This is a genomic window from Luteibaculum oceani, from assembly GCF_007995015.1.
GTDB classification, from domain to species: Bacteria; Bacteroidota; Bacteroidia; order Flavobacteriales_D; family Luteibaculaceae; genus Luteibaculum; species Luteibaculum oceani.
The window spans coordinates 244,614-257,171 of sequence record NZ_VORB01000005.1 but is presented as its reverse complement, the minus strand read 5'-3'; the positions used below and the strand labels follow the sequence as shown (position 1 = coordinate 257,171).

Sequence of the window (12,558 nt, the reverse complement as noted above, 5' to 3'; positions counted from 1 at the left end):
TTTTCCCGCGTTAGGTTAAACCAAAAAGTATTGTCATGAAATTAAACTTGAAAATATGGAGGCAGAACGGACCAAAATCCGAAGGGAAAATGGTCGACTACGCCGTAGATAATATTAGCCCAGACATGTCTTTCTTAGAAATGTTAGACGTGTTAAACAACGAACTTATTGAGAAGGGTGAAGAGCCTGTAGTTTTCGATCACGATTGTAGAGAGGGGATTTGCGGTTCTTGTTCACTATTTATCAATGGTGAGGCACACGGACCAGGTAGAGCAATTACTACCTGTCAGCTTCACATGCGCTCTTTCAATGATGGTGATACCATTTATATTGAGCCTTGGAGAGCCGATGCCTTCCCTGTTATCAAAGATTTAGCAGTAGATAGATCTGCTTTCGATAGAATTATTGCTTCGGGAGGATTCGTATCTGTTAACACTTCGGGTAACACTATCGATGCCAACGCAATTCCTATTAAAAAGGAAAATGCAGACATGGCGTTTGACGCAGCCACTTGTATCGGATGTGGAGCATGTGTTGCTACCTGTAAGAATGCATCTGCTATGCTTTTCGTAGGAGCCAAGGTATCTCAGTTAGATTTATTACCTCAGGGAGAGGTTGAATCTAAGGAGCGTGTTCTTAAAATGGTTGACCAAATGGATAAAGAAGGCTTTGGTAACTGTACCAACACAGGTGCTTGCGAAGTTGAATGTCCTAAGGGAATCTCACTAGAGCACATTGCTCGTATGAACCGTAGATACTTTGAAGCATCTACCACTGGAAACTAAATTTAGTTTTCAGATAATCTAAATTTCCGAGTTTACGTTAGTAAGTCGTAAACCAAAGAAAATATATGTTAGCAAGTTCTGTTTCTCTGCAAACCAAATTGCCGGCAGTTGGGAAAACGATCTTTTCTAAGATGTCTGAAATGGCCCTCGAATACGGGGCCATTAATCTTTCTCAAGGTTTCCCAGATGCTCAGTTAGATCCTCTTTTGCAGGAGGAGGTTACTAAGGCTATGTTGGCAAATAAAAACCAATATGCCCCAGCAGCTGGTACCCTGGAGTTAAGAACAGCTATCTCTAAATACGCCAAAAGGCAATTCGAGCAAAGCTACGATCCCCAATCTGAGGTTTTAATTACCTCGGGTGCTACCCAAGCTTTGCAATCGGCAATAACGGCCTTGGTTAAGGAGGGGGATGAGGTAATTATCTTTACCCCAGCCTACGATAGTTATGTTCCCGCAGTGGAATTGGCAGGTGCTACTCCTGTTTATTGTAGGTTAAAGTATCCGGATTACAGTATAGATTGGAAGGAATTTAAAAGGTTGGTGAATCGAAAAACTAAATTGGTTATTCTTAATTCGCCTCATAATCCATCCGGAAGATTATTGAGTTCTGCGGATATCGATCAATTGATACGCCTTACTGATGGTACCGATATTCTGATTCTTTCCGATGAGGTTTACCACAATATTTTATTCGATGGTAAAGACCACCATTCTATGGCGTCTTATCCAAAGCTAGCAGAACGATCTATTGTCGTGGGATCGCTTGGTAAAATGTTAAACGTAACAGGCTGGAAAATTGGTTTTTGCCTTGCGCCCAAGCTTATTCTTAGCGAAATTTTAAAAGTTCATCAATACACAGTTTTTTCTGTTAATACCCCAATGCAACTGGGGGTAGCAAGCTTTTTAGAGAAATATCCAAACAAAATAAACGAGCTCTTAAGTCCGCTTCAGGCCAAAAGAGATCTTTTTGTTAAGGAAATTTCTAAAGGAAAGTTTAAGGCCCTTCCTTGCGATGGAAGCTATTTTTGTTTGTTGAATTACAGCGAAATAAGCGATGAGGATGATGTGAAGTTCTCGGAATGGCTGGCTAAGGAAGTAAGAGTTTCGGCAATTCCACTTTCGGTTTTTTATCATAATCCAGAACAAAATAAGGTGTTGCGTTTTTGCTTTGCCAAAGAGGATGATGTCCTTATTGAAGCTGCAAAAAGACTTAATGCCCTGTGAAACAATCCCTCTCTTGTGCGCTAGTGCAAATGGATATTGCCTGGCACGATTTCCAAGCAAATTGCGATAAAGTACAGCAAATTACCAATCCAATAAGCGCAGACATCTTCGTATTGCCCGAAATGTTTCATGTTGGCTTTACCATGGAACCGCAAAAAGTTAGCGAGGAAGAGCAGAAAAAGGTTCAGGAGTTTTGTTCTCAGCTTGCCAAGGAAAAAAACGCTTTAATAATTGCAGGAACCGTGGTTGGAAACGCTTCCTATGGCTATTATAACCGTCTCTTTGCCTTTTTTCCAGATGGAACCATTAACACTTACGATAAACGCCACTTGTTTTCATTTGCAGGAGAACATGAGCACTATAATGCTGGCAAGGAAAGATTGGTAATTGAATATTTAGGCTGGAGAATAAACCCGCTTATTTGTTACGATCTTAGATTCCCTGTTTTTGCTCGTAATTCTGCAGTAAAACCATTCGATTTACAGTTATTTATCGCCAATTGGCCCCAAGCAAGAGTTTCAGCTTGGGATGCATTATTAACTGCCAGAGCAATTGAAAACCAGTGTTATCTTATTGGTGTTAATCGCGTTGGTGAAGACGGTAAGGGTATTACCTACAACGGTCATTCGGCAGCAATAGATCCTTACGGTAATTATGTTGCAGGCCCCATAGAAAATGAAACCGTTTTAACCGTTGAGCTTAACAAAAAGCTGCTAGACGATTTTAGGGTAAAATTTCCGGTGCTTGGCGATGCCGATGGTTTTACTTTGACGGAATAACCCACTCCAATTCCAAATCCCAATTCGATCGAATATCGATGGCGCCTGGGTATTTAATTACCCTTTCTGGCTGTTGTCGGAGGCCAGCATTTCCAGGACTATATTTTCCGTTTCCGTCTTCATCAAAAATTAAAAATAGATCGTATTGTCCGGCCGATAATTGTTTCAAATCTAATTTGCCCGAGTGGTATGGGAAATGGCGCATTTTTCCCTTTATCCCAAAGTAAAAAACAGGGGTTCCGCTAAAAGTTTGGTTCAATGTTGTGCGCACCACTAAGTTCCCCAGTGCCTCTTTACTTGGGAGCGTGTAGTTTAAGGTCAACGTATCGCTAATATGATTGTAAATACCCTCTACCGTAGGTCCTTTAATCACTACCGTTTTACCCAAAGGAGCCTGGTTTATAAAATAAAACTGGTTGGATATTGTGCTCCGATATAAGGCACTTGCAGTCCAACTAGAATCTTTCTCGTTAAATAACTCTACGGGGATGGAATCGGAAACCGGAGGCTCTGAAAATACCAGGAATAAGCTATCCGATGTTTTCTTAGGGGATAAGGTGTTTATGACCCTCAACTTATTAGACTCTCTCTTGTTAATACCTTCTATCGGGTACATTTTAACCCGCTGATTTATGGTGCTTCCCTTAAGATTAATAATTAGGCTATCTCCCAATTGTTCCTGCTTAAACCAAACGGCCAAGCTGTCTTTAAAGTAGTCTACGAAAGCAACCTCATCCGCTAGAACTTGTAACGAATCTTCTGCAATTTCCTTGTTAAAAGAAAATACAGCCCTTCGGTTATTAAACAACTTCTGCTTGCTTGATATAAGTGTATCCGGTGGATTAGAGAATAGCCTGAGTTTTAGGGAGTCTTGCTTTTTTACGAACCAAGGCTTGATGGATTCCCCAAGGAACCCAATCTGTTCTTCGGGCTCAACAATCTTGTTCTTGTTTGCATCAACCCAAGCAATAATCCAATAGTTGTTTTCTTTGATATAATTAAACTCAAAACCACCGACATCGTTGCTCTGTGCGTAATATTTAGGGGGGTAATTCGGCGGGAAATTATTGCTGTCGTTCGTGCTAAAAAGCCCCACCGCCGTCTTTCCAAGTGGTTCATCTTTTTGGGCGTCCATGGTGTTTCCGCTTACCATTCCAGAATCTAGAGCTGCCCCGGTACTAAAAACAAAAAGCTTTTCTTCTAACTCATTTCCCTCATGCAAGTCGCCAATAGTCCCAGCGAAATTGAAAATGTAGGTAGTATTTTCTTCAAGGCTATCGGGTAGTGAGATAATTAGCTTTTTCCCTCGCAATTTAGCCTCCGGTTTTTCCTTTAAGGTGGGTGAAACAATCCACTCGGATTGATAATTTCCCAGCTTAACGAATTCATCGAAGGTGATTTCTATTTGTTTGGGATTTACGTTGGTACTGAAGTTTGCAGGAGAAGCGGAAACAATTTTTGGCGGTGTTGTATCCTTTTCTCCACCACTTGGCGAGCCAACTTTTGCGCAAGAAGCCAGAATAACAACAGAAAGCAGTAGGATTAGAAATCGCATTATTTGCTGAAAATTTGCATTAGTTGCTCTAAATATTTCCCATCTATTTCGTCAAATGCATTTAAATAATCAGCATCTATATCGAGCACCCCAATAACTTTCTTTTCCTGAGAGAAGATGGGGACCACAATTTCACTTTTGCTTTCCGAAGCACATGCTATGTGTCCAGGAAACTCATCCACATTAGGAACAATCACCGTTTTTTCTTCTTTCCAGGCGGTACCACAAACTCCTTTTCCTTTTTTAATTCGTGTACAAGCAATTGGGCCTTGAAATGGGCCTAAAACTAGTTCGTCATTACTGTCTACTAGGTAAAAACCAATCCAGAAATGATTGAAGAACTGTTTTAATGCCGCAGCACAGTTGGCCATATTGGCAACACTATTTGTTTCGCCAGAAGTGAGCGCTGTAATTTGCTGAATTGCACTTTGGTATTTTTCTTCCTTGGTGCTTAATCCCTCCAATGATAAACTTTCCGCCATGGAGCAAAAATACATTTACTTATCTAAGCACGGGCAAGTGTGAAAATGGAAAATTGGCTTTGCGTTGGTAAAATATCTAAAATGCTGTGCAGCGTAGCCCCAGTGGTAATCACATCATCTACCAATAGGATGTGTTCGGGTGCGGGGCCGTGGTATGAAAATAAGTTTTTACTGCTGGCGTGACGGTGAAATCGGTTTTTTTTGGTTTGGGATTTATTAAAGTGATTTCGACGTAAACATTCGCAATTCATTTTTATTCCTAGCTCTTTCTGTAAGGTTAGTCCAATTGCCTCAGCTTGGTTAAAACCACGCATGGCTAACTTTCTGGGGTGCAGCGGCACGGGTAGAATAAGGTCTGGTTTTGGGTAAGCATTAAAAACGGGAGTAAATACTTCTGGGTTTATGAGTCCTTCTGTTATGGATCTGGCATTGCGGTATTTTAGGGCGTGTAGGATTTTTTGTGAAAATCCCCCCGTTTTAAATTCCATTAAACTGTATCCCCAGTTTAAATTATTCCTACTTCTAAATACCTTTGCCGTGGGATTGTTATACGAGGGAGGAAACTTACTTTGTGGTAAAATAGCCTTACAAGCAAAGCAAAGATTATCTTCGTTTGGCATTAACCCCGCTTCGCAGATATAGCAGAGTCGAGGAAATAGAAGATTGATCAAATCAGAAATCATGTGGTAGGTTTCTGTTTAATTTAACGAATTATGGATAAAAAGGGAGGAAATTTTAATTGGAAAGAGCTTCCATCTAGGGAAAAACTTTACTTAGGAATTATCGCATTTCTTGTAATAGCCTGTGGTGCCCTGTCTTGGATGATGTTCGAAAATAGATCGACCATCGAGCAAATCAACCTTTATAATGAAAACCTTGCTCAAGATAAAAATGCCCTAAACGACGAGTTAAATGAGATGCTTGCTCAATACAACGAGCTAGAAACGGATAATACCGAACTGCAAGAGGAAATTATAACTCAAAAAGAAAAAATTGAAGAGCTGCAGGACGAGATAGCTAAAAACAAGGGAAATATTGCTCTTATTAGAAAGTATAAGCGCGAAGTAACTACTCTTAGAACTATTATGAAAGGTTATGTTGTTACCATCGACAGTCTAAATACCCTTAACAAAACGCTTATCACTGAAAACACCAATATTAAGCAGCAGCTAAGCAGTACGCAGCAGGAGTATAATAGGCTTAATAGCACTGCGCAAGAGCTAAAAGGAAAGGTGAAAAAAGCGTCCATCCTTCAAACGTTTAATGTTCTTTTTGAAGGAATTAGATTGAGAAACTCTGGGAAGCAATCAGAAACCGGGAGAGCTAGGAGAATAGAAATATTAAAAGTTTGCTTTACCCTGGGTGAAAACATCACCACCGCTCCAGGTAAAAAGAAAATTTACATAGCCGTCGAAAACTCGGAGGGTCAAGTAATATTACCTAAACAAAATGGTCAGGACCCAGATGCTCCGCCGGTTTACACCGAAATGCGTGAGGTAGAATACGAGAATGAGCAGATGGATGTATGTATTTATGCCAATTTAAATGGTGAGGAGCTTCCTGAAGGGGATTACCTTGTTAAAATATTCGAAGCTGGCGAACAAATAGGTTCAGCCAGAGAGAGCTTTAAGTAACTTTCGGCCAAATCCAAACAATAGCATGAGATTAACTGTAATCATAGCCCTAATTGCTGGACTCACAGCCTGTGTTCCAGCTAGGAAATTCCAAGAATTGCAATCGAGCCACGATAAACTTAAGGCAGAAAACCAGGAGTTAAGAGGTGGACTAGATCAAGCGAAAGCGGAATTGAAGGATTTACAAATTGAACTGGATCGCCTGCAACAACAGAATAGTAAGCTTAAAAGCGATACCCTTAGACAAGGGGATATCTTAAGAAAGCTGCAAACGCGCTACGATAAAATTAACTCTCTTAATGACGAATTGTTAGAGAAGTATGCTTTGTTGCAAAAAGGTTCTCAAATAGAACAACAAAAATTGTTGGCGGAATTGGAGGGAACCAAAGCAGAACTTCAAGAACGCGAGGATGCGCTGAACAAGCTAGATAGAGAATTAAAGATTAAAGAACAGTCTTTGGTTGAACTTAGCGAAAAGCTAAAACAAAGAGAACAGCGAGTAAACGAGTTGGAGTCTTTAATTGCTGAGAAAGATAAGGCATTTGAAAGCCTTACAAATCAGCTAATAGAGGCGCTTACCAATTATTCTGATAAAGGATTAACCGTAGAGCAGCGCGATGGAAAAATTTATGTTTCGGTAGAAGCTCAACTTCTCTTCCCTTCTGGAAGCACTGCAATAAACAACGAGGGTAAAAAGGCGTTAAAGCAACTTGCTCAGGTACTTGAGGAGCAAAAGGATATCGAGGTTTTAGTAGAAGGGCATACCGACACAGACAAGATTTACTCTAAAGCTATCCCAAGAAATAACTGGGAATTGTCTGTATTGAGAGCAACTGCAGTAGTTGAAATTTTGGTAGAGAACTCTAAAATTAACCCAGCCCAGTTAATTGCTGCGGGTAGATCTGAGTTTCACCCAATAGATCCTGCAGATAAATCTAAGAACCGTAGAATAGAGATAATTCTTACACCGAATCTGGATAAGATATTTGAAATAATTAATCGCAAGGCGGATGCTCCGGTTCAACCTTCAGTAGAAGGGGAGAACAACTAAGCAAATAAACGGGCTACCGCTTCGTTAATCTGACTGATGGGGACTACTTCAATAGATTGAGGTAAGTCCCCATCTATATTTTTGGCGTATTTGGATACAAATAGTTGTTTATAGCCCAATTTGGCAGCCTCCGATATTCGCTGATTTAAACGAGTAACTGGTCTTACTTCTCCGGTTAATCCTATCTCTGCTGCAAATGCTGTTTTTGCTGGGATGGAAATGTCCGCAGCACTGCTTAAAATGGCCATCACGACCGCTAAGTCAGATCCGGTATCGTTTATTTTAAATCCGCCGGCAATATTTAAAAACACATCTTTTGCTCCTAACTTAAAACCACAGCGCTTTTCTAAAACGGCTAAAAGCATATTTAATCGCTTAACATCAAAGCCTGTTGCGGAGCGCTGAGGTGTTCCGTACACCGCGCTGGAAACCAAGGCTTGCGACTCAATAAGTAGCGGCCTAACTCCTTCTAGTATTATCCCAGTGGCCGTTCCGCTTAAGTTTTCATCTTTTCCACTAATAAAAACCTCTCCAGGATTTGCTACGGGGTTTAATCCACCCTGTTGCATTTCGTACAGGGCAATTTCATTGGTGTTTCCAAATCTGTTTTTTACCCCTCTTAAAAGTCGTAAGAAATATTGATGATCGCCCTCGAACTGCAGAACAACATCTACCATGTGCTCTAACAATTTGGGTCCTGCAATTTGACCATCCTTTGTAATATGACCAATTACAAAAATTGGGATATCGGTGGTTTTAGCCAGCTTTATTAACTCGCCGCAGCAAGCTCTAATCTGCGAGATAGAACCTGGAACGGAATCAATTAATTCGTGCTGAAGCGTCTGTATTGAGTCAATTACCAATAGTTTGGGTTTTAACTCATTAGCGTATTTCACAATCTGACCTATATCGGTTTCGGCGGAAATGTAAAAGGTGTTGGGAATAGTAGATGAGATTCTTGAGGCCCTATCTTTAATTTGAAGGCTGCTTTCTTCACCCGAAACATATAATACCTCCTGATGAAACTGAAGAAGCAGTTGTAACAGCAAGGTACTTTTACCTATTCCGGGTTCCCCACCGAGCAAGACCACAGAACCAGGCATAATTCCACCACCCATGAGACGGTTTAATTCTGCGTCTTTTAATATAATTCTGGGTTTTTCCTCTGAATTTACCTCTACTAGCTTGTTGGGATGCGATTCGGCCTTTGCGACAAAGCTGGTGGAGCTGCTTTTCTGTTTAGAAATAATTTCTTCTGTAAAGGTATTCCACTGGTTACATGCAGGACATTTGCCTTGCCATTTGGAGGCTTCATATCCACAGTTACTGCAGAAAAAAGCTTTTTTAAGTTTAGCCAAATCGTTTAATTTTTTCTACTAAATCCGAGGTTGAAAATCCGTTTAAAAAGGGAATGGTTTTAACACTACCACCAAATTCCTCCACTTCTCTTTTACCTACAATGTAGTTTTTAGAGGTGGGGTCGGACTCACTTTCGTCGTAATCTCCACCTTTTACCAAAATATCTGGTTTTAAGGCGGAAATTAATTTAAGGGGAGTATCCTCGTTAAAAGGCACTACCATGTCTATGGCTGTTAAACCAGCTAAAACAAAAGCTCGAGACCATTCCGAATTTAAAGGTCTTTCGGGTCCCTTATTTAATCTTCGTACAGAGTCGTCGGAATTGAGTCCCAAAATGAGTTTGGAACCTAAATTTTTAGCTTTTTGAAGGTAATCTACATGCCCGGGATGTAGGATGTCGAAACAGCCGTTGGTAAACACGAGTACCTCGCCTTTTTGTTTCCATTCAGAAACAAGATCTGTGGCTTTATCTAGTGTAAAGAGTTTCGGGTTAGGCGTCAGCTGTTGAGACATGTTTATTCTTCTTGTTGAATACGGGAAGTAAAATTAGCGATATAATTCCCCATAAAACAAGAAGGAGGGTTTGGCCTAACCAAACAATCCAACCAAATGCATACCCTTTGGCCTCGGGTACGCCGTATAATAAAAGTACGGCACTCATTATGGCAGGATAAATTCCCAGTCCACCTGGAACGATGATAATTCCTAAGGATCCAAAAATTAGCAGCGTAAAAGAAGACTCCCAGGGTAGGTTAGAAGTTTCGGGCATGCTAAAAAAGCAAATCCAAACCATCATAACATACATAAACCAGATAAAAAGTGAATGCCCGACAAACCATAGGGGCTTTTTTACCTTAAAGGCGGATTTTAATCCAGAGACAAACCCTATGATTAGTTCTACCACCTTTGCATATATGGTTCTTACTCTTTCAGTTTTTCTGAAAAAGAAAAGGATGCCAGCGATAGTTAAGCCGATAATGGCCATAATGGGAAGTACTAAGCTTGGTTCACTCTCCGAATTCGGATTGCCACTGTTTCCCATTGTTTTAAGGGAGTCTATCCCTTTCCAAAGCATGTCCCACTCAAAAATAAGGGTGATCAGAAAAATAAATCCAAGGAATAATAAATCGATGGCTCTCTCGGCTATTACTGTTCCAAAAGACTTTTCCATTGGAACTTTTTCGTAACGTCTAAGTATTACGCATCTAGTGGCTTCGCCTAATCTTGGTACAGCCAGGTTAGCGAAGTACATAACCATTACGGCGAAAAAAGTATTTGCAGATGATGGATGATGCCCCATGGGTTCCAAAAGCTGTTTCCAGCGAAATGACCTACTGATGTGGGCAAGGGTTCCAAATAGCATGGATAGTAATATCCAAGAGTAGTCGGCGTTTAATACTGCTTCCCAAATTTCAGCCTTTTCTTTTTCGGATAGTTTGCCGGTAAACAAAACTATAATCGCTAATCCCAGGCACAGGAAGAAGGCAACTTTTAAGACACTAAATAATTTTGATTTCAACGGATTACTTTAGTTTGTTGGTTCGTTCATCGGGGAAAACCAACGAGGGTTTAAACGTTTTTGCCTCTTCGAAATCTAAAATGGCGTAGGAAATAATGATAACGATATCACCCACTGCAACTTTCCTAGCAGCTGGTCCGTTAAGGCAAATTTTACCCGATCCACGCTCTCCTTTAATTACATATGTTTCAAGGCGCTCACCGTTGTTAATATTAACAATCTGCACCTTCTCCCCCTCAATCATGTTAGCGGCATCCATAAGATCCTCATCTATGGTAACCGAACCGATATAATTTAAATCGGCTTCGCTAACAGATACCCTATGGATTTTGCTTTTTACAACCTCGATTTGCATGGTGCAAAGTTAGTTATTTAAAGAGAGATTATCGATTAATCTTACTGGCCCCAGGTAAACCGCAATAAAGGCTCTTGCGGTATTTGAACTTCCGTTTTTCACCGGGTTTAAATCTTCTTCGTTAACTATTTCCAAATAGTCTATTGATTTAAGTCCCGGAATAGCCAATAACTGGTTTGCCGCTTCTTCCTTTATTTCTTCAGGACTCTTGTGCTTATCGTTCCATGAGTTTTTTATCCAACTAAGTGTTTTATAGATTCCAGCGGCAGCCGCTCTTTCCTGTTGGTTAAGCCTTTCGTTTCTCGAACTCATGGCGAGTCCACTTTCTTCTCTTATGGTTTCTAACCCAATAATTTCAATTCCTAAATCATTGCTGTTCGTAAAATGCTCAATGATGCGAAACTGTTGGAAGTCTTTTTTTCCGAAGTAGGCTACGGATGGTTTAACCGTGCAGAAAAGTCGATAAACCACTTCAACTACGGCCTCAAAATGCCCTGTTCGAAACATTCCTTCAAGCGGCTTGTCCAATCCTTTTAAATCGCGAGCCTCTTGTTTTAAGCGATTCGCTTTATAGAGTTCTTCTTCGGATTTGGGAATGAACACAACATCCACACCCACTTTACGGAGTTTTTTAATGTCTTCATCGAAATTTCGAGGATACTTCTCAAAATCTTCCTTATCATTAAACTGTCTCGGGTTCACCCATATACTTACAACGGTAGCGTCGCAATGTTTAATAGATGTTTCTGCCAGGTGTAAATGCCCCCGATGCAAGGCCCCCATAGTGGGAACAAAACCAATGCGTTTATCTCCCAATTTCTCCCTGTAAAGGGATAAATCTTCGTAATTATCGATTACCAGCACGGAAATAATGTGTTTAGTGGGTGAGAATTAGGGCCATAGCCGTGTTTAGCACTTGCTAAAGCGGGTAAAATTTAGTACTTTTGTAATTCAAAATTTCCCAAGTTTATGTCTATGAGAAAACCCAAGGTTCTTTTTGTATCTCAAGAAATCACTCCTTTCCTTCCTTCCAATGAAATTTCAGACATAAGTAGAAAACTTCCACAGAAAACACAAGAATCAGGTAAAGAAATTCGTGTTTTCATGCCAAAGTATGGGTGTATCAACGAAAGAAGACACCAACTTCACGAAGTAATCCGCTTAAGTGGAATGAATCTTATCATTGATGATAACGACCATCCACTGATCATTAAGGTTGCGTCTATACCCGCTGGTAGAATGCAGGTGTATTTCATTGACAACGAGGAATATTTTCAAAGAAAAGCGGTAAACGCTAGCAAGGAAGGTGAGTTTTTCGAGGATAACGATGAAAGAGCGATGTTCTTCTGTAAAGGGGTAATCGAAACGGTTAAGAAATTGGGTTGGACTCCAGATATCATTCACTGTCACGGTTGGATGTCTGCTTTTCTTCCAGTTTATCTGAAAAAAGTATATCACAACGATCCTCACTTTAGCGAAAGTAAAGTCGTATTTTCAACGTATAGCGGTCAGCTAGAAAACAAATTAAATAACAACATTCCAGCCAAATTAAATTTCGATGGAATTGAGTTAGAAAATCAAGACGTGCTTAAAAATCCAAGTGTGGAAAACCTATACCAATTGGGTATGCAGTATGCAGATGCAGTGGTATTGGCAGACGAGGATGCAAGCGAGAAGTTCGGATCTTTCTGTAATGAGTTGGATGTAAATACCATTCAGCCATCAGAAGATGAGCATTTTGAAGCTTGTAATGAGCTATACAACACAATAATTGAAGAGAGCGCCGTTCTTGTAGAAGAATAGATTGTTTTTA

At 40.3% G+C, this 12,558-nt stretch carries 14 protein-coding genes; 6 read left to right on the top strand and 8 right to left on the bottom strand.

The window, feature by feature from the left end; translation table 11 throughout:
- Positions 1-35: 35 nt before the first annotated feature.
- The 3 genes from FRX97_RS07170 to FRX97_RS07160 all read left to right on the top strand — a co-directional run bounded on the left by FRX97_RS07170 (position 36) and on the right by FRX97_RS07160 (position 2,790).
- The gene (locus FRX97_RS07170; RefSeq protein ID WP_147014511.1) at positions 36-785 is read left to right on the top strand and encodes a succinate dehydrogenase/fumarate reductase iron-sulfur subunit; all 750 of its coding nucleotides are present in this window, start codon (positions 36-38) and stop codon (positions 783-785) included.
- A gap of 65 nt (positions 786-850) precedes the next feature.
- Positions 851-2,011, top strand: a complete 1,161-nt coding sequence (locus FRX97_RS07165) for a methionine aminotransferase (protein WP_147014510.1) — start codon at positions 851-853, stop codon at positions 2,009-2,011.
- On the top strand, positions 2,008-2,790 hold the full coding sequence (locus tag FRX97_RS07160; RefSeq protein ID WP_147014509.1) for an amidohydrolase: 783 nt from the start codon (positions 2,008-2,010) through the stop codon (positions 2,788-2,790). The genes FRX97_RS07165 and FRX97_RS07160 overlap by 4 nt, the downstream gene beginning before the upstream one ends.
- Here FRX97_RS07160 and FRX97_RS07155 read toward each other — a convergent pair.
- Genes FRX97_RS07155 through FRX97_RS07145 form a run of 3 tightly spaced genes read right to left on the bottom strand, consistent with a single transcriptional unit; the run spans position 2,774 to position 5,510 of the window.
- Complete coding sequence (locus tag FRX97_RS07155; protein ID WP_147014508.1) at positions 2,774-4,345, bottom strand: Ig-like domain-containing protein; 1,572 nt, start codon at positions 4,343-4,345, stop codon at positions 2,774-2,776. The genes FRX97_RS07160 and FRX97_RS07155 overlap by 17 nt on opposite strands.
- Positions 4,345-4,827 carry a GAF domain-containing protein gene (locus FRX97_RS07150; protein ID WP_147014507.1) on the bottom strand — a complete coding sequence of 161 codons (483 nt, stop codon included), beginning with the start codon at positions 4,825-4,827 and terminating at the stop codon, positions 4,345-4,347. The genes FRX97_RS07155 and FRX97_RS07150 overlap by 1 nt, the downstream gene beginning before the upstream one ends.
- Positions 4,828-4,850: 23 nt before the next feature.
- The gene (locus FRX97_RS07145; RefSeq protein WP_147014506.1) at positions 4,851-5,510 is read right to left on the bottom strand and encodes a ComF family protein; all 660 of its coding nucleotides are present in this window, start codon (positions 5,508-5,510) and stop codon (positions 4,851-4,853) included.
- 30 nt (positions 5,511-5,540) lie between these two features.
- Between FRX97_RS07145 and FRX97_RS07140 the strand changes: the two genes are divergently transcribed.
- Positions 5,541-6,461 carry a coiled-coil domain-containing protein gene (locus tag FRX97_RS07140; protein ID WP_147014505.1) on the top strand — a complete coding sequence of 307 codons (921 nt, stop codon included), beginning with the start codon at positions 5,541-5,543 and terminating at the stop codon, positions 6,459-6,461.
- A gap of 25 nt (positions 6,462-6,486) precedes the next feature.
- Complete coding sequence (locus tag FRX97_RS07135) at positions 6,487-7,512, top strand: OmpA family protein (protein WP_147014504.1); 1,026 nt, start codon at positions 6,487-6,489, stop codon at positions 7,510-7,512.
- On the opposite strand, the gene radA is transcribed toward FRX97_RS07135, so the two are convergent.
- Genes radA through panC form a run of 5 tightly spaced genes read right to left on the bottom strand, consistent with a single transcriptional unit; the run spans position 7,509 to position 11,609 of the window.
- The gene (gene radA, locus FRX97_RS07130; protein ID WP_147014503.1) at positions 7,509-8,870 is read right to left on the bottom strand and encodes a DNA repair protein RadA; all 1,362 of its coding nucleotides are present in this window, start codon (positions 8,868-8,870) and stop codon (positions 7,509-7,511) included. The genes FRX97_RS07135 and radA overlap by 4 nt on opposite strands.
- Positions 8,863-9,384 (bottom strand): D-glycero-beta-D-manno-heptose 1-phosphate adenylyltransferase, encoded by a 522-nt coding sequence (gene rfaE2 / locus FRX97_RS07125; protein WP_147014502.1) that lies wholly within the window; start codon positions 9,382-9,384, stop codon positions 8,863-8,865. Before rfaE2 ends, radA begins: the two co-directional genes overlap by 8 nt.
- Positions 9,362-10,390: a lysylphosphatidylglycerol synthase transmembrane domain-containing protein gene (locus FRX97_RS07120; protein WP_147014501.1), complete on the bottom strand. Its 1,029-nt coding sequence runs from the start codon at positions 10,388-10,390 to the stop codon at positions 9,362-9,364. Before FRX97_RS07120 ends, rfaE2 begins: the two co-directional genes overlap by 23 nt.
- A 4-nt stretch (positions 10,391-10,394) precedes the next feature.
- Positions 10,395-10,745, bottom strand: coding sequence for an aspartate 1-decarboxylase (panD, locus tag FRX97_RS07115; RefSeq protein WP_147014500.1), 351 nt, complete (start codon positions 10,743-10,745; stop codon positions 10,395-10,397).
- Between the two features lie 9 nt (positions 10,746-10,754).
- Positions 10,755-11,609 carry a pantoate--beta-alanine ligase gene (panC, locus tag FRX97_RS07110; protein WP_170227065.1) on the bottom strand — a complete coding sequence of 285 codons (855 nt, stop codon included), beginning with the start codon at positions 11,607-11,609 and terminating at the stop codon, positions 10,755-10,757.
- Positions 11,610-11,720: 111 nt separating this feature from the next.
- Here panC and FRX97_RS07105 point away from each other — a divergent pair, with 111 nt between their 5' ends.
- Positions 11,721-12,548 carry a glycogen/starch synthase gene (locus FRX97_RS07105; protein WP_147014498.1) on the top strand — a complete coding sequence of 276 codons (828 nt, stop codon included), beginning with the start codon at positions 11,721-11,723 and terminating at the stop codon, positions 12,546-12,548.
- Positions 12,549-12,558 lie beyond the last annotated feature (10 nt).